16 protein-coding genes are annotated in these 15,289 nt (G+C 66.1%); 2 read left to right on the plus strand and 14 right to left on the minus strand.

Translation table 11 applies throughout. The features are described from left to right. Positions 1–204 precede the first annotated feature (204 nt). From HWX62_RS09730 to HWX62_RS09750, 5 genes are all read right to left on the minus strand, one after another. Entirely contained in the window at positions 205–1,140 is a 936-nt protein-coding gene (locus tag HWX62_RS09730) for an electron transfer flavoprotein subunit alpha/FixB family protein (RefSeq protein WP_059638223.1), read from the minus strand. 16 nt (positions 1,141–1,156) lie between these two features. Beyond that, positions 1,157–1,906: an electron transfer flavoprotein subunit beta/FixA family protein gene (locus tag HWX62_RS09735; protein WP_175929678.1), complete on the minus strand. Its 750-nt coding sequence runs from the start codon at positions 1,904–1,906 to the stop codon at positions 1,157–1,159. A gap of 228 nt (positions 1,907–2,134) precedes the next feature. Continuing rightward, on the minus strand, positions 2,135–2,929 hold the full coding sequence (locus HWX62_RS09740) for a MetQ/NlpA family ABC transporter substrate-binding protein (protein WP_175929679.1): 795 nt from the start codon (positions 2,927–2,929) through the stop codon (positions 2,135–2,137). A gap of 29 nt (positions 2,930–2,958) precedes the next feature. Next, positions 2,959–3,612 carry a methionine ABC transporter permease gene (locus HWX62_RS09745; RefSeq protein ID WP_006486982.1) on the minus strand — a complete coding sequence of 218 codons (654 nt, stop codon included), beginning with the start codon at positions 3,610–3,612 and terminating at the stop codon, positions 2,959–2,961. After that, complete coding sequence (locus tag HWX62_RS09750) at positions 3,602–4,636, minus strand: methionine ABC transporter ATP-binding protein (protein WP_175929680.1); 1,035 nt, start codon at positions 4,634–4,636, stop codon at positions 3,602–3,604. Before HWX62_RS09750 ends, HWX62_RS09745 begins: the two co-directional genes overlap by 11 nt. Before the next feature lie 218 nt (positions 4,637–4,854). Here HWX62_RS09750 and HWX62_RS09755 point away from each other — a divergent pair, with 218 nt between their 5' ends. After that, entirely contained in the window at positions 4,855–5,772 is a 918-nt protein-coding gene (locus HWX62_RS09755; protein ID WP_175929681.1) for an alpha/beta hydrolase, read from the plus strand. Between the two features lie 30 nt (positions 5,773–5,802). Here the strand turns inward: HWX62_RS09755 and HWX62_RS09760 are convergent, their stop codons facing one another. Then, positions 5,803–6,726 (minus strand): histone deacetylase family protein, encoded by a 924-nt coding sequence (locus HWX62_RS09760; RefSeq protein WP_175929682.1) that lies wholly within the window; start codon positions 6,724–6,726, stop codon positions 5,803–5,805. 43 nt (positions 6,727–6,769) lie between these two features. Here HWX62_RS09760 and mltB point away from each other — a divergent pair, with 43 nt between their 5' ends. Continuing rightward, positions 6,770–8,110: a lytic murein transglycosylase B gene (gene mltB, locus HWX62_RS09765; RefSeq protein ID WP_175929683.1), complete on the plus strand. Its 1,341-nt coding sequence runs from the start codon at positions 6,770–6,772 to the stop codon at positions 8,108–8,110. An 84-nt stretch (positions 8,111–8,194) separates the two neighbouring features. On the opposite strand, the gene cysM is transcribed toward mltB, so the two are convergent. From cysM to HWX62_RS09805, 8 genes are all read right to left on the minus strand, one after another. After that, entirely contained in the window at positions 8,195–9,097 is a 903-nt protein-coding gene (gene cysM / locus HWX62_RS09770) for a cysteine synthase CysM (RefSeq protein ID WP_175929684.1), read from the minus strand. Between the two features lie 211 nt (positions 9,098–9,308). After that, entirely contained in the window at positions 9,309–9,656 is a 348-nt protein-coding gene (locus HWX62_RS09775; protein WP_023475825.1) for a helix-hairpin-helix domain-containing protein, read from the minus strand. 74 nt (positions 9,657–9,730) lie between these two features. Then, a complete protein-coding gene (rfaD, locus tag HWX62_RS09780) occupies positions 9,731–10,723 on the minus strand; it encodes an ADP-glyceromanno-heptose 6-epimerase (RefSeq protein ID WP_175929685.1) in 993 nt (330 codons plus the stop codon). Between the two features lie 63 nt (positions 10,724–10,786). Continuing rightward, positions 10,787–11,737, minus strand: coding sequence for a D-glycero-beta-D-manno-heptose-7-phosphate kinase (gene rfaE1 / locus HWX62_RS09785; protein ID WP_006486931.1), 951 nt, complete (start codon positions 11,735–11,737; stop codon positions 10,787–10,789). Between the two features lie 7 nt (positions 11,738–11,744). Beyond that, positions 11,745–13,145, minus strand: coding sequence for a UDP-glucose/GDP-mannose dehydrogenase family protein (locus tag HWX62_RS09790; RefSeq protein WP_175929686.1), 1,401 nt, complete (start codon positions 13,143–13,145; stop codon positions 11,745–11,747). Positions 13,146–13,235: 90 nt separating this feature from the next. Next, complete coding sequence (gene lapB / locus HWX62_RS09795; protein WP_175929687.1) at positions 13,236–14,408, minus strand: lipopolysaccharide assembly protein LapB; 1,173 nt, start codon at positions 14,406–14,408, stop codon at positions 13,236–13,238. 53 nt (positions 14,409–14,461) lie between these two features. Further along, a complete protein-coding gene (locus HWX62_RS09800) occupies positions 14,462–14,755 on the minus strand; it encodes a LapA family protein (protein WP_012328123.1) in 294 nt (97 codons plus the stop codon). A gap of 209 nt (positions 14,756–14,964) precedes the next feature. Then, positions 14,965–15,288: an integration host factor subunit beta gene (locus HWX62_RS09805; RefSeq protein WP_006486894.1), complete on the minus strand. Its 324-nt coding sequence runs from the start codon at positions 15,286–15,288 to the stop codon at positions 14,965–14,967. Between the last annotated feature and the right edge of the window lies 1 nt (position 15,289).

Consider the following 15,289-nt stretch of genomic DNA (forward strand, 5'->3'; position numbering starts at 1 on the left):
CAGGCAACGGGGGCATGCAGTTGTCGCCCGTCGAGCGAATCGGCGCTGCCAGTCGCGCGTGGCCGACGATGCGTTCCGCATGGCGCGGTACGATCGCGCACCCTCTCGGCGAACGACACCCGCCACTCTTCAGCGATGACGCAACAAAAAGGGGCGCTCATCGCGCCCCTTCTGCCGTGCTTACCGCCGAAGCGTCACGCCGTGTCAGCCGAGTTCGTTCACGAGCTCCGGCACGAGCGAGAACAGATCGCCGACGAGGCCGTAATCGGCCACGCTGAAGATCGGTGCTTCGGGATCCTTGTTGATCGCGACGATCACCTTCGAATCCTTCATGCCGGCCAGATGCTGGATCGCTCCCGAGATGCCGACCGCGATGTACAGCTGCGGCGCGACGATCTTGCCGGTCTGGCCGACCTGGTAGTCGTTCGGCACGTAGCCGGCGTCGACTGCCGCGCGCGATGCGCCGAGTGCCGCCGACAGCTTGTCGGCCAGCGGCTCCAGCACTTTCGTGTAGTTCTCGCCGCTACCCAGACCGCGGCCGCCCGACACGATGATGCTCGCCGACGTCAGTTCCGGACGGTCCAGCTTCGTCACTTCGCGGCTCACGAACTGCGACTTGCCGGCGTCGGCCGCCGCTTCGATCTTCTCGACCGCCGCGCTGCCGCCTTCCGCTGCCACCGGATCGAAACCCGTCGCACGCACCGTGATGACCTTGATCGGGTCGCTCGACTGCACCGTCGCGATCGCGTTGCCCGCGTAGATCGGGCGCTCGAACGTGTCGGCCGAATCGACCGCCGTGATGTCCGAGATCTGCGCGACGTCCAGCTTCGCGGCGATGCGCGGCGCGACGTTCTTGCCGTAGGCCGTCGCCGGCGCGAGGATGTGCGAGTAATCCTTCGCGATGTTCAGCGCGGTCGCTTCGACGTTTTCCGCCAGGCCTTCGGCCAGTTGCGGCGCGTCGGCCAGCAGCACCTTCGACACACCTGCGATCTTCGCAGCCGCATCGGCAGCCGCTTGCGCGTTGTGGCCCGCGACCAGCACGTGGATGTCGCCGCCGATCTTCGCGGCCGCCGCCACCGTGTTCAGCGTCGCGGCCTTGATCGACGCGTTGTCGTGTTCTGCAATCACCAGAATCGTCATTTCTTTGCGCTCCCTCTTACAGCACCTTGGCTTCGGTCTTCAGCTTCTCGACCAGCGTCTTCACGTCCGGCACCTTCACGCCGGCCGCGCGCTTCGGCGGCTCGGCCACCTTCAGCGTCTTCAGACGCGGCGTGACGTCCACGCCGAGGTCTTCCGGCTTCACCGTTTCGAGCGGCTTCTTCTTCGCCTTCATGATGTTCGGCAGCGTCACGTAGCGCGGCTCGTTCAGGCGCAGGTCGGTCGTCACGACCGCCGGCAGCGTCAGCGACAGCGTTTCCGCGCCGCCGTCGACTTCGCGTGCAACCGTCGCACGGCCGTCGGCGATCGTCACCTTCGACGCGAACGTCGCTTGCGGCAGGCCTGCGAGTGCGGCCAGCATCTGGCCGGTCTGGTTCGAATCGTCGTCGATCGCCTGCTTGCCGAGGATCACCAGCTGCGGCTGCTCCTTGTCGACCAGCGCCTTCAGAATCTTCGCGACGGCCAGCGGCTCGACGCTGTCGTTCGATTCGACGAGGATCGCGCGATCCGCGCCGATCGCGAGTGCCGTACGCAGCGTTTCCTGCGCCTGCGTGACGCCCACCGACACCGCGATCACTTCGGTCGCGACGCCCGCTTCCTTCAGGCGCACGGCTTCTTCAACGGCGATTTCGTCGAACGGGTTCATCGACATCTTCACGTTCGCGATGTCGACGCCCGTGTTGTCCGACTTCACGCGGACCTTCACGTTGTAATCGACCACTCTTTTCACTGGCACCAGGATTTTCATGCACACGCTCCAAAGTTACGAATACGACCAGAGGCCATTTTATAGCGAGGCCTCATGACTGCGCGGCCAGGCGGGATCCAACCATCATGGTTGTCGAGGATACCGCTTCTCGGCGACGCGCCAATGATAGCGAACGGTCGTTCTATTTTAAAAGAGAAAAAACCCGGACGCAAAGCCCGGGTTTTCGATCATCGACTCTAATCCCGCCGGGCGTCCGTGCTCCGGCCGTTACCAGGCGGCGATGACCGCGCCGCCGAACTTGCCTTCGATGAACTGCTTCACGTCGGCCGAGTGATAGGCCGCGATCAGCCTGGCGACCCACGGCTTGTTCCGGTCGGCCTCGCGGATCGCGAGGATGTTCGCGTACGGGCCGCTCGGGCCCTCGATCGCGATCGCGTCCTGCTTCGGTTTCAACCCCGCTTCCATCGCGTAGTTGGTGTTGATCGCGGCCGCGTCGACGTCGCCGAGCGAACGCGGAATCTGCGCCGCGTCGAGTTCGACGATCTTCAGCTTGCGCGGATTGTCGACGATATCGAGCGGCGTGGCCTTCAGCCCCGCATCCGCGCGCAGCTTCAGCAGTCCCTGCTTCTGCAGCAACAGCAGCGCGCGGCCGCCGTTGGTCGGATCGTTCGGCACCGCGACGCGCGCGCCCGGCTTCAGCTCGGCCAGCGACTTCACGCGCTTCGAATAGATGCCCATCGGGAACGTGACGGTATCCGCGACCTTGATCAGCTTGTAGCCGCGATCCTTCACCTGCGCCTGCAGATACGGATCGTGCTGATAGCTGTTCGCGTCGAGGTCGCCCGACGCGAGCGCGGCGTTCGGCTGCACGTAATCGGAGAATTCGACGATGCGGATCTCGAGCCCCTCCTTCGCCGCGACTTTCTTGACCACTTCCATGATTTGCGCGTGCGGGCCGCCCGTCACGCCTACCTTGATGGTTTCGGCCTGCGCGTGCGCGCCCGCGAACAGCGCGGCCGCACCCAGCGCCGCCGCGAATTTCAGCATGAAGCGTCGTTGCATCGTCTCTCCCCTATCGGATCGGTGTGGTCTTATTTGTGGCTCAGCCGGCGCACCAGCCAGTCGCCGAACGATTGCACGATCTGCACGAACACGATCAGGATCGCGACGACCGTCCACATCACTTCCGGCAGATAACGCTGGTAGCCGTAGCGGATCCCGAGATCGCCGAGCCCGCCGCCGCCGATCGCACCGGCCATCGCCGAATAGCCGACCAGCGACACGAACGTGATCGTCAGACCGGCGACGACGCCCGGCAGCGATTCGGGCAACAGCACCTTGAACACGATCTGCGACGTGGTCGCGCCCATCGATTGCGCGGCCTCGATCAGCCCGCGGTCGACTTCGCGCAGCGCCGTTTCGACGAGACGCGCGATGAACGGCGCGGCCGCGAGCGTCAGCGGCACGACCGCCGCGGCCGTGCCGATCGACGAACCGGTGACGAGCCGCGTGAACGGAATCACCGCGACCAGCAGGATGATGAACGGCGTCGAGCGGACCGCGTTCACGATGCCGCCGAGCACGCGATTCACCGCGAGGTTCTGCAGCACGCCCTGGCGGTCGGTCAGGTAGAGCAGCACGCCGAGCGGCAGGCCGACGAGCGCGCCGACCGCCCCGGAGATGCCGACCATGATCAGCGTCTCCCAGAACGACTGCACGAACATATCGAACATCTCACTCAACATACGAAAGCTCCTCTACCACCACACCTTGCTCGCGCAGGAACGCGAGCGCCTGCCCGACCTTGCCCGGCTCGCCGCCGGCGAGCACCGCGAGCGAACCGAATGCCTGCCCCTGGATCTCGTCGATCTGGCCATGCAGGATGTTGAAATCGAGTTCGTACCGGCGGATCGTCTCCGACAGGATCGGCTGGTCGACACCCGAGCCCGTGAATGCGAGCCGCAGCAGATGCCCGCTGCCCGTCTTCAGCCGCTCGGCCACGCGCGCCTTCAGCGCGGGCGGCAGTTCCTGCGCGATCACGTCGCCGATCAGCGCGCGCGTCACTTCGTGATGCGGCTGCAGGAACACGTCGATCACGCGGCCTTCCTCGACCACGCGCCCCGCATCGAGCACCGCCACGCGATCGCAGACCTGCTTGATCACTTCCATCTGGTGCGTGATCAGCACGATCGTCAGGCCGAGTTCGCGGTTGATGCGCTTGAGCAGGTCGAGGATCGAGCGCGTCGTCTCGGGATCGAGCGCGGAGGTCGCTTCGTCCGACAGCAGCACCTTGGGCTTGCTCGCGAGCGCGCGGGCGATACCGACGCGCTGCTTCTGCCCGCCGCTGATCTGCGCCGGATAGCGATCCTTCTGTGCGGACAGCCCGACGAGGTCGAGCAGCGGCAGCACGGCCGCCTCGATGTCGGCACGGCTCGCGCCGGCCAGCTCGAGCGGCAGCGCGACGTTGTCGAACACCGTGCGCGACGACAGCAGGTTGAAGTGCTGGAAGATCATGCCGATCTCGCGGCGCGCCTCGCGCAGCGCGCTCGCCGACAGCAGCATCAGATCGCGCCCGCCGACGACGACGTTGCCTTCGGTCGGCCGCGTGAGCAGGTTGATGGTGCGCACGAGCGTGCTCTTGCCGGCGCCGCTTCGGCCGATGATGCCGAACACCTCGCCTTGCGGGATCGTCAGGTTGACGTTGCGCAGCGCTTCGACCCAGCCGCCCGGGCCGGGGAAACGCTGCGAGAGATTGCGTAATTCGATCATGTAAACAAAACGGCGGCCGGCCGGCGAGTTGGCCCGCCAGTCGGCCGCCGATGCATCTGGAATAACCGACGATTTTACCGCAAACCCCTCATTCCCCTTAATAATCGATTTCGATCTTTTCATAACCGGACGAAATTAGAGGAACCCCGCTGGGCCATCGCGAGAATGCCGCGACTATGATCCGGAACACGCATGCCAACGAACAGGGGACACGCCAGATGAGCACCACCACCACGCCGGCCGACGCAGCCGACACCGCGGCATCGGCACCTCCAGCGCCCGCGCCGAAGATGGGCCGGCTGCGTACCGCGGACGGGGTCGAACTGGCGTCGTACCGCTGGCCGGCCGGCGACGGCACCGCGCCGTCGCGCGCGACGATCGCGCTGGTGCACGGCCTCGCCGAACATGCGGGCCGCTATGCCGCGCTCGCCGGCCGGCTGAACGCGGCCGGCATCGACGTGCTGGCGATCGATCTGCGCGGGCATGGCCAGTCGCCCGGCAAGCGCGCGTGGGCGGACCGCTTCGACGACTACCTGAACGATGCGGATGCGCTGGTCGCCGAAGCCGCGCGTGGCGACGCGCCGCTGTTCCTGATGGGGCACAGCATGGGCGGCGCGGTCGCGGCGCTCTACGCGATCGAACGTGCACCGGCCCGCGGTCACGCGCTGACGGGCCTCGTGCTGTCGAGTCCGGCGCTCGCGCCGGGGCGCGACGTGCCGCGCTGGATGCTCGCGGTCAGCCGCGTCATCAGCCGCGTGTGGCCCACTTTCCCCGCGATCAGGATCGATGCGGCCCTGCTGTCGCGCGATCCGGCCATCGTCGCGGCCAACCGCGCCGATCCGCTCGTGCATCACGGCGCGGTGCCCGCCCGCACCGGCGCGGAGATTCTCGACGCGATGACGCGCATCGAACACGGTCGCGGCGCGCTGCGCGTACCGGTGCTCGTCTATCACGGCACCGACGACAAGCTGACCGAACCCGACGGCAGCCGCGCGTTCGGCGCGCACGTCGGCTCGCCGGACCGCACGCTGACGCTGTACGAAGGCGGCTTCCACGAAACGATGAACGATCTCGAGCGCGATCGCGTGATCGACGCGCTGATCGCGTGGATTCACGCGCGCGTGCCGGTGCGCTGAGCGCGCCCGGCCCGGCCGGTCGAGCGAGCGTCAGATCCCGGCCAGCACGCGCAGGTGCGCGACGACGCTGCGCCCGAGCGCGGACAGGTTGTAGCCGCCTTCGAGGCAGCTGACGATGCGGCCCTGCGCATGGCGGCGCGCCACGTCGACGATCTGCGCGGTCAGCCACTCGAAGTCGGCCTCGACGAGGCCGAGATTGCCGATGTCGTCCTCGCGATGCGCGTCGAAGCCGGCCGACACGAACAGCATCTGCGGCTTGAACGCGTCGAGGCGCGGCAGCCAGAACATGTCGACGGCTTCGCGGATCGCCATCCCGTTGCTGCGCGCGGGCATCGGCAGGTTGACCATGTTCGGCGCCTGATGATCGACGCCCGAGAACGGATACAGCGGATGCTGGAAGAAGCTGCACATCAGCACGCGCTCGTCGTTCGCGAACGCGGCCTCGGTGCCGTTGCCGTGGTGCACGTCGAAATCGACGATCGCGACCCGCTCGATGCCGTGTACGTCGAGCGCATGCCGCGCGGCGATCGCGACGTTGTTGAAGAAGCAAAAGCCCATCGCGCGCGCGGGCTCCGCATGGTGACCGGGTGGACGGACGCCGCAGAACGCATTCGCATAGCGGCCTTCGATCACCGCGTCGGTCGCCGCGATCGCGGCGCCGGCCGCGCGCAGTGCCGCGCGCCACGTGTCGCGATTCATCAGCGTATCGGGATCGATCTCGACGTAGCCGTCGACCGGCGTCATGCCGCGGATGTAGTCGATGTGCGCCTGCGTATGCACGCGGCCCAGCGCGACCTCGCTCGCAAACGGTGCGGTCTCGTGCACGATCAGGTCGTCGATGCGGCTCGCAATCAGCTGATCCTGGATCGCCGACAGGCGGGCCGGACATTCCGGATGCCATTCCCCCATTTCGTGCAGCATGCAATCGGGGTGCGTGTAGAAAGCGGTTGCCATAAGCTGTCATCCGCGGCGCACGGTACGCCGCAGGTCTCCCTCAATGATGTCCATCGTCTGCCGCGAATTCGCCGCTAACTTACCACAACGGGGGCCCGCTTCGGCCCGGCGCGCCGGATGCGTCGGGTATACTGCGCCGAACACAATCGCCCTGTCCGCCCGCTTCGACATGAATTCCAGCAAGCCTGCCGTCCTTCTCTCCGCGCTGTTCCGTGTTCGCGCGCCGCTCGTCGTCGCTGCCATCGCCACGGCCCTCGGCACCGCGCCTGTCGCGGCGCAGACGCAGCCGGCGAAGCCCGGCACGCTCGTCGCCCAGGGCCAGCCGCAGCAGCCGACACCGCAAGGCCAGACCTTCGAAGAGGAAATCGTTCCGCAGCGTTACGCGAACAACGCGAAGGTCGACGCGTTCATCGACGAGATGGTGAGCCGCAACGGCTTCGATTCGACGAGCCTGCATGCGCTGTTCTCGCGCATCAGCTATTCGGCAACGGCCGTCAAGCTCGTGAAGCCGGCGCCGGCGCCGACGGTCAAGAACTGGCGCGTCTATCGCTCGCGCTTCATCGAGCCGATCCGCATCAACGCGGGCGTGAAGTTCTGGAAGGCGAACCAGGCCGCGCTGCAACGCGCGTCCGAGCAGTTCGGCGTGCCGCCCGAGGTGATCGTCGGCATCATCGGCGTCGAGACCATCTACGGCCGCTACATGGGCAATTTCCGCGTGCTCGACGCGCTGACCACACTGACGTTCGACTACCCGGACACGCCGAATCGCGACAGCCGCCAGGCCACGTTCCGCAAGAACCTCGAGGACTTCCTGGTCTGGACCCGCGACAACCAGCTCGACCCGACCACGGTGCTTGGTTCGTACACCGGCGCGATCGGGATTCCGCAATTCCTGCCGAGCAGCATCCGCGAATATGCGGTCGACTTCGACGGCACGGGCCATGTCGATCTGCGCAGCAGTCCTGTCGATGCGATCGGCAGCGTCGCGAACTACCTGAAGCAGCACGGCTGGGAAACCGACCGCCCGGTGGTCTGGCAGATCACGCCCGACACGGGCAGCCTGGGCATCGCACAGGCCGCCGCCGACGGCCAACCCGAACCGCACTGGGCGCTGTCGCAACTGCTGCGCGCGGGCATGACGCTGAACGAGCCGTCGGTCAACATCACGACCGAGGCCGGCACGCCGGTGACCGTGGTCGACCTGCCGTCGCCGGGGCGCGCGACCGAATACATGCTCGGCCTGAAGAACTTCTATGTGCTCACGCGCTACAACCGCAGCTTCTTCTACGCACTCACCGTGTACCAGCTCGGCGAAGCCGTGAAAGCGCAGATGGAGGCGACTGGCGCGCTGCCACCGGCCGCTGCCGACGAGCAGCCGCAGTAAGCGCTGGCCGCCCAAAGAAAAAGCGCCGCAGTTCTCAGAACGCGGCGCTTTTTTATCGATGCGCGAATCGCGCCCCGCTCTCCGTCAGGCGGGAAACACGCCCGTGGACAGGTAGCGGTCGCCGCGATCGCAGACGATGAACACGATCGTCGCGTTCTCGACCTGACGCGCGATGCGCATCGCGACTTCACATGCGCCGCCCGACGAAATGCCCGCGAAAATGCCTTCGACCGCCGCGAGCCGGCGCGTCATCGTTTCCGACGCAGCCTGGCTCACGCTCTCGACGCGATCGATGCGGCTGCGATCGAAGATGGTCGGCATGTACGCTTCCGGCCACTTGCGAATGCCCGGAATACGCGAGCCGTCTTCCGGCTGCGCACCGATGATCTCGATCGCCGGATTCTGTTCCTTCAGGTAGCGCGACGTGCCCATGATCGTGCCCGTCGTGCCCATCGCGGACACGAAGTGCGTGATGCGCCCCTCGGTATCGCGCCAGATCTCCGGCCCCGTTCCTTCGTAGTGCGCGATGGGATTGTCGGGATTGCCGAACTGGTCGAGGATCACGCCCTTGCCTTCGCGCTGCATCTGCTCCGCGAGGTCGCGCGCCAGCTCCATTCCGCCCTTCACCGGCGTCAGGATGATTTCGGCACCGTAGGCCGCCATGCTCTGGCGGCGCTCGACCGACAGATCCTCCGGCATGATCAGCACCATCTTGTAGCCGCGGATGGCCGCGGCCATCGCGAGCGCGATGCCCGTGTTGCCGCTCGTCGCCTCGATCAGCGTATCGCCCGGCTTGATGCGCCCGCGCGCTTCGGCCTTGCTGATCATCGACAGCGCCGGGCGATCCTTCACGGAACCGGCCGGATTGTTGCCCTCGAGCTTCGCGAGCAGCACGTTGTTGCGGGCGCGAATTTCGTCGTCCGGCAGGCGGACCAGTTGCACGAGCGGCGTATTGCCGATCGTGTCTTCGATAGTTTTGTAAGCCATGGGTATACCGTGAGTGCGAGGCCGATCAACCGATCGATTGTAAACCAGCACCGGCCCGCGCGCCGGCAACCCCATTGCGACGATGGAATACGCGTGCCGCCCGATTCGCGCTCGCCGCGCACGCGTCACCACGCAAAAAACCCGCGGCATGCCGCGGGAAGCCGTCGCGACGACGGCGGCTGAAGGAGCGCTTTGTCGGTTGCTCGATGCGTTATTTCTGCGCGGTGCGGGCCGGCGCGGCGGCAGGCTTCGCGGCCGCCGGTTTGGCCGCGGCCGACGGCGTGGCGCTCGTGCCGGCCGCCGCACCGATCGTCAACCCTTCCTGCTGAAGCCGCTCGACGGTGTGCCCGCCCATGCCCTTCACGCGCGTGGCGAGATCGTCGGCATTCCTGAACGGACCGCGTGCGCCGCGCTCGTCGAGAATCGCCTTCGCCCTCGCCGGGCCGATGCCCTTGATGCCGACGAGCGCATCCTCGTTCGCGGTGTTGACGTCGACGGCCGCCCAGGCCGACGCCACTGCGCCGAGCATGACCGCTGCGGCAAACCATTTTCTGATCATGTGCTGGATCTCCGAAGAAAAACGGCCGGCGGCTGCCGACCGTGAGACCCAGTCTATCGATGCAACGCGCCGGTTTAAACCTGGCCGGATAGCCAACGCACGTAGCGGTCGACGCCTTCCTGCACGGTCAGGAACGGTGCGTCGTAGCCGGCCGCGCGCAGTTTCGTCTGATCGGCCTGCGTGAAGCACTGGTACTTGCCGCGCAGCGCATCGGGGAACGGCACGTATTCGATCAACCCCTGCTCGACCTGCTGCGCAAGCGTCAGCGGCGGCTGGTTGTCCAGCGCGCGCAGCGTGTTGACGACCGTCGACGCGATATCGTTGAACGGCTGCGCGCGGCCCGTGCCGAGATTGAAGATGCCCGACTTCTCCGGATGATCGAAGAAGAACAGGTTCACCTTCGTCACGTCCTCGACCGACACGAAATCGCGCGTCTGCTCGCCCGGTGCATAACCGTTGTACTCGCCGAACAGCTTCACCTTGCCTTCCGCGCGGAACTGGTTGAAGTTGTGGAACGCGACCGACGCCATGCGGCCCTTGTGCGTCTCGCGCGGGCCGTACACGTTGAAATAGCGGAAGCCCGCGATCTGGCTCTTCGCGCTCGGCAGCACGCGGCGGATCACCTGGTCGAACAGGAACTTCGAGTAGCCGTACACGTTCAGCGGCGCCTCGACGTCGCGCGTCTCGACGAAACGCGTCGAGCCGCCGTAGATCGCGGCCGACGATGCGTACAGGAACTGCGTGCCCTGCGCGAGGCAGGTATCGAGCACCGCGCGGCTGTAGCGGAAATTGTTGTCCATCATGTAACGGCCGTCGGTTTCCATCGTGTCCGAACAGGCGCCTTCGTGGAACACCGCGCGCACCTTGCCGAAATCGCCGCGCGCGAAGCGTTCGACGAATTCGGTCTTGTCGAGATAGTCGTCGATCTCGCAATCGACGAGATTGCGGAACTTGTCCGCGCGCGTCAGGTTGTCGACCGCGATGATGCGCGTCTCGCCACGCTCGTTGAGCGCCTTGACGATGTTCGCGCCGATAAAACCGGCCGCGCCGGTGACGATGAGGGTCATGATCGTCCTGCCTGAAAAGTGCGAGCCACCCGCGCGGCGCGCTCGTCGCGCCGCCGGATGCGCTCAGTGAAACAGTTCGTCGTAATCCACCGTGGCCGTGCCGAGCTTGCCGACCACGATGCCTGCCGCGCGATTCGCGAGCACCACGGCGTCGACGAGCGGCACACCGGCGCCGAGCATCGTCGCGACCGTCGCGATCACCGTGTCACCCGCGCCCGATACGTCGAACACTTCGCGCGCGAGCGCCGGCGCATGCAGTTCGCCGCCCGCGGAAAAAAGCGTCATTCCCTCTTCCGAACGCGTGAGCAGCAGCGCGTCGATGTCGAGCTCCGCGCGCAGATTCGCGACGCGCGCGCGCAGGTCGTCTTCCGATTTCCACTGCCCGACGACCTCGCGCAGTTCCGCGCGATTCGGCGTGATCAGCGATGCGCCGCGATAGCGCGCCCAGTCGTCGCCCTTCGGGTCGACCAGCACCGCCTTGCCGGCCGCGCGCGCCTTCTCGATCATCGTCGTGACGTGCGTGAGGCCGCCTTTGGCGTAATCCGACATCAGCACGACGTCGTGCTGCGGCAGCAGCACGTCGAAACGTGCGAGCCCCGCGAGCAGCACCTCGTGCGTCGGCATCGCCTCGAAGTCGACGCGCAGCAGTTGCTGCTGGCGCGCGAGCACGCGCAGCTTGATCGTGGTCGGCAGGGCCGGATCGCGCTCGAGATGCGGCGTCACGCCGCTGCTGCCGAGCAGCTCGACGATCCGCTCGCCGGGTTCGTCGCAACCGACGACGCACAGCAGCCCGGCCTGGCCGCCGAGCGTCACGGCATTGCGCGCGACGTTGGCCGCGCCGCCGAGCCGCTCCTCCTGACGCTGCACGTGCACGACCGGCACCGGCGCTTCAGGCGAAATGCGATCGACGTTGCCGAACCAGTAACGGTCGAGCATCACGTCGCCGACGACGAGCACACGCGAGCGCGCGAGCTGCTCGCGCGGCACCGGAACGACTTCGCGAAGAGTATTCATCGTACGTTCAGCCACGGGAGGACGACTGGGGATCGACATACGGCCGGCCGATCGCGTAGTAGTCGATGCCCAGCTCGGCCATCGCATCCGGCTCGTACAGGTTGCGCCCGTCGAAGATCACCGGCGCCTTCAGTTCGGCCTTCAGGCGCGTGAAATCGGGGCTGCGGAATTCCTTCCATTCGGTAACGATCACCAGTGCGTCGGCGCCCGTGACCGCAACGTCCTGCGTGTCGACGAGATGCAGCCGCGCCAGTGCGTCCGCATCGTCGCCGAGATCCAGCGCGAACACGCGCCGCGCTTCATCGACCGCCACCGGATCATACGCGCGCACCGTCGCACCGCGTTCGAGCAGCGCGGCGATCAAGCGGCGGCTCGGCGCCTCGCGCATGTCGTCGGTGTTTGGCTTGAACGCGAGGCCCCAGACCGCGAACTCGCGGCCCGTCAGGTCGGCGCCGAAGCGCTGCTCGATCTTGCCGATCAGCACATCCTTCTGCGCATGGTTGGCGGCCTCGACGGCCTCCAGGATGCGCAGCGGCTGGCCGTTCTCGCCCGCGGTGCGGATCAGCGCCTGCACGTCCTTCGGGAAGCACGAGCCGCCGTAGCCGACGCCTGCGTACAGGAAGTGATAGCCGATGCGCGGATCGGAGCCGATCCCGCGGCGCACGGCCTCGATGTCGGCGCCGACCTTGTCGGCGAGATTCGACATCTCGTTCATGAACGAGATGCGCGTCGCGAGCATCGCGTTCGCCGCATACTTCGCGAATTCGGCCGAACGCACGTCCATGTAAATCGTGCGCTCGTGGTTGCGGTTGAACGGCGCGTAGAGCTTCTTCATCTTCTCGCGCGCGATCGTGCCGGTTTCATCGTCGTCGACGCCGATGATGATCCGGTCCGGACGCATGAAGTCCTCGACCGCGGCGCCTTCCTTCAGGAATTCCGGGTTCGATACGACCGAGAAGCGATGCGCGACGCTGCCCGCGAGCCCGCGCGCGGCAAGCGCGTCGTCGACCACGCCGCGCACGCGCTGCGCGGTGCCGACCGGCACCGTCGACTTGTCGACGATCACCTTGAAACCCGTCATGTGGCGGCCGATGTTGCGCGCGGCCTCGAGCACGTATTGCAGGTCGGCCGAGCCGTCCTCGTCGGGCGGCGTGCCGACCGCGATGAACTGGATCTCGCCGTGCGCGACGCTCGCCTCGATGTCGGTCGAGAAACGCAGGCGCCCGGCCGTGCGGTTGCGCGCGATGATGTCCAGCAGCCCCGGTTCGTGAATCGGCATCCCGCCGTTGTTCAGGATGTCGATCTTGCGCGGATCGACGTCGAGGCAGAAGACGTCGTGACCGATCTCCGCGAGGCAGGCGCCCGTGACGAGGCCGACGTAGCCGGTGCCGATGATGGTGATTTTCATAGATGTTCCGGTACTTCCCGGTAATTGACTAACTTGGCCGCCGGGACGAGCCCGGCGGCAACCGCAGCGCGTTGGCCCCGCATGCCGGGATCAGCCCGGCATCGCAGGTTCGACGCGGCGCGGCGCATAGGTTTCCCAGCCGCTGCATCCGGGGCACTGCCAATAGAAGAGCCGTGCCCGGAAACCGCAATTCTGGCACGTATACCGTGGCAGATTTTTCGTACGCTGCTTGATCAGCGCACGCATCATTTCAAGTTCCTTACGGCGCGGTTCGTCGGCCGCCGCGATCTGTGCATCGAGCAGGTGCAGCATCCCCGACAGGTTCGGCGACTTTTCCATCTGCGTGCGCGCGAGCGTGTGCGCCGCATCCTGGCCGCGCAACCCGGCGATATGCTGATAGGCGATGTCGAGCAGGTCGTTCGACGGATAGCGATCGACGTACCCCATCAGCAGCTCGGCGCCTTCGACGTTCCTGCCGAGCGCGACGTACGCCTTCATCAGCTTGTCGGCGACGAGCGGCAGATACGCCGGGTTCTGCGCCTCGACGCGCTTCCAGTGCTCGATCGCAGCCGCGTGGTCGCCCGCCGCTTCCGCCGCGTCGCCGGACAGGACCGTCGCACGGACGTTCTGCGGATTCACGGTCAGCGCAAGGCGCAATTGTTCGGCCGCCGCGGCGGCATTCTTGCGCTGCAGCGCGTCCTGCGCGAGCTCGCAGTGAAACTGCGCAATTTCCGTGCTGAGCGGCTTGTCGCTCATCGATTCGATGCGTTTTGCCGTATCGATCGACTTGTTCCAGTCCTTCTCGATCTCGTAGATCGTCAGCAGCGCCCGCTGGGCGCCCAGTGCGTAGTCGCCGTCCGCGAGCTTGTGGAACGCCTCCTCGGCGCGATCCAGCAAGCCGGCTTTCAGGAAATCCTGCCCCAGCTCGTACAGCGCGTGGTCGCGCTCGTTGACGGGCAGGTCGGTGCGGCTCAGCAGGTTCTGATGCACGCGGATCGCGCGGTCGGTCTCGCCGCGACGGCGAAACAGGTTGCCGAGGGCGAAGTGCAGCTCGACCGTCTCGGGATCGAGCTTGGCGACCTCGATGAACGCATCGATCGCCTTGTCGGGTTGTTCGTTCAACAGAAAATTCAGGCCGCGAAAATACGAGCGCGGCAGGTTGGCGCTCTCCGACAGGAGATTCTTCAGGTCATAGCGGGACGCCGCCCACCCGAGCGCGAACGCGACCGGAATCGCGAGCAACCACCAGAAATCCAGATCCATGCGAAATATCGAAGCAGAGACGAAAACCGCGCGATGATCGCGCGGCGTCCGTGTTAAATGACGGGCGGCATCGGCGGCTGATCGATGACGGCGGGCGTTTCGCGCGCCGCACGCAGATCGCGCTTCAAACGCCCGTTCTCGAGGCGCAGCCGGAAGATCGAAGGCAGCGCGGACAGCAGGCCGGCCAGCAGCCCCACGGCGAAGAATGCCAGGCCGATCAGGATCAGCGGCGCTTGCCAGGCGTAGCCGGCAACGAAATTCAGCGTCGCGGTTTGTGTATTGGCCAGCGCGAGCACCAGCAGCAGGACGAACACCAATACCCGGATCAGCCAGACGATAAACTTCATGAAGCCCTCTCTTTGTTGAGGTTTGCCGCGGCGCGCGACTCCCCTTCGTCGCACCGAATCGACCCGTATTGTAAAGGAAGCGTTTCCGCGGCTGCGCAGATCCTGTGCGCCGGGTTGCGCGTCGGTGGCCGGAAATGAAAAAAGCGCCCGCAAGGGGCGCTTTTCTTTTCAGCCTTCGCCGGACAGGTTCCGGGCGCACCGAACGACGCTCAACGCTCGTCGTCCGGATCGTCAGCCTTCAGCGGTTCACCGGCGCGGCCGTCGACGCGTTCGCGCAATTCCTTGCCGGGCTTGAAGTGCGGCACGAACTTCTCGGGCACCTGCACTTTCTCCCCCGACTTCGGGTTGCGTCCGACGCGCGCCGGGCGACGATTGAGGCCAAAGCTGCCGAAACCCCGAATTTCAATGCGATGCCCTTTCGCCAGGGCGTCGGACATCGCATCGAGCATCGTTTTCACCGCGAAATCCGCATCCTTGAGGACAAGTTGCGGAAATCGCGATGCCAGCTGCGCGACCAACTCGGATTTGGTCATA

The sequence above is a fragment of the Burkholderia sp. BCC0506 genome (assembly GCF_902833145.1).
Taxonomy (GTDB): Bacteria; Pseudomonadota; Gammaproteobacteria; order Burkholderiales; family Burkholderiaceae; genus Burkholderia.

What these genes read in the sequence shown, in the direction of transcription:
- HWX62_RS09730 (WP_059638223.1), bottom strand. Translation starts at nt 1,140, where the DNA reads ATGACGATTCTGGTGATTGCAGAACACGACAACGCGTCGATCAAGGCC.
- HWX62_RS09735 (WP_175929678.1), bottom strand. Translation starts at nt 1,906, where the DNA reads ATGAAAATCCTGGTGCCAGTGAAAAGAGTGGTCGATTACAACGTGAAG.
- HWX62_RS09740 (WP_175929679.1), bottom strand. Translation starts at nt 2,929, where the DNA reads ATGCAACGACGCTTCATGCTGAAATTCGCGGCGGCGCTGGGTGCGGCC.
- HWX62_RS09745 (WP_006486982.1), bottom strand. Translation starts at nt 3,612, where the DNA reads ATGTTGAGTGAGATGTTCGATATGTTCGTGCAGTCGTTCTGGGAGACG.
- HWX62_RS09750 (WP_175929680.1), bottom strand. Translation starts at nt 4,636, where the DNA reads ATGATCGAATTACGCAATCTCTCGCAGCGTTTCCCCGGCCCGGGCGGC.
- HWX62_RS09755 (WP_175929681.1), top strand. Translation starts at nt 4,855, where the DNA reads ATGAGCACCACCACCACGCCGGCCGACGCAGCCGACACCGCGGCATCG.
- HWX62_RS09760 (WP_175929682.1), bottom strand. Translation starts at nt 6,726, where the DNA reads ATGGCAACCGCTTTCTACACGCACCCCGATTGCATGCTGCACGAAATG.
- mltB (WP_175929683.1), top strand. Translation starts at nt 6,770, where the DNA reads ATGATGTCCATCGTCTGCCGCGAATTCGCCGCTAACTTACCACAACGG.
- cysM (WP_175929684.1), bottom strand. Translation starts at nt 9,097, where the DNA reads ATGGCTTACAAAACTATCGAAGACACGATCGGCAATACGCCGCTCGTG.
- HWX62_RS09775 (WP_023475825.1), bottom strand. Translation starts at nt 9,656, where the DNA reads ATGATCAGAAAATGGTTTGCCGCAGCGGTCATGCTCGGCGCAGTGGCG.
- rfaD (WP_175929685.1), bottom strand. Translation starts at nt 10,723, where the DNA reads ATGACCCTCATCGTCACCGGCGCGGCCGGTTTTATCGGCGCGAACATC.
- rfaE1 (WP_006486931.1), bottom strand. Translation starts at nt 11,737, where the DNA reads ATGAATACTCTTCGCGAAGTCGTTCCGGTGCCGCGCGAGCAGCTCGCG.
- HWX62_RS09790 (WP_175929686.1), bottom strand. Translation starts at nt 13,145, where the DNA reads ATGAAAATCACCATCATCGGCACCGGCTACGTCGGCCTCGTCACGGGC.
- lapB (WP_175929687.1), bottom strand. Translation starts at nt 14,408, where the DNA reads ATGGATCTGGATTTCTGGTGGTTGCTCGCGATTCCGGTCGCGTTCGCG.
- HWX62_RS09800 (WP_012328123.1), bottom strand. Translation starts at nt 14,755, where the DNA reads ATGAAGTTTATCGTCTGGCTGATCCGGGTATTGGTGTTCGTCCTGCTG.
- HWX62_RS09805 (WP_006486894.1), bottom strand. Translation starts at nt 15,288, where the DNA reads ATGACCAAATCCGAGTTGGTCGCGCAGCTGGCATCGCGATTTCCGCAA.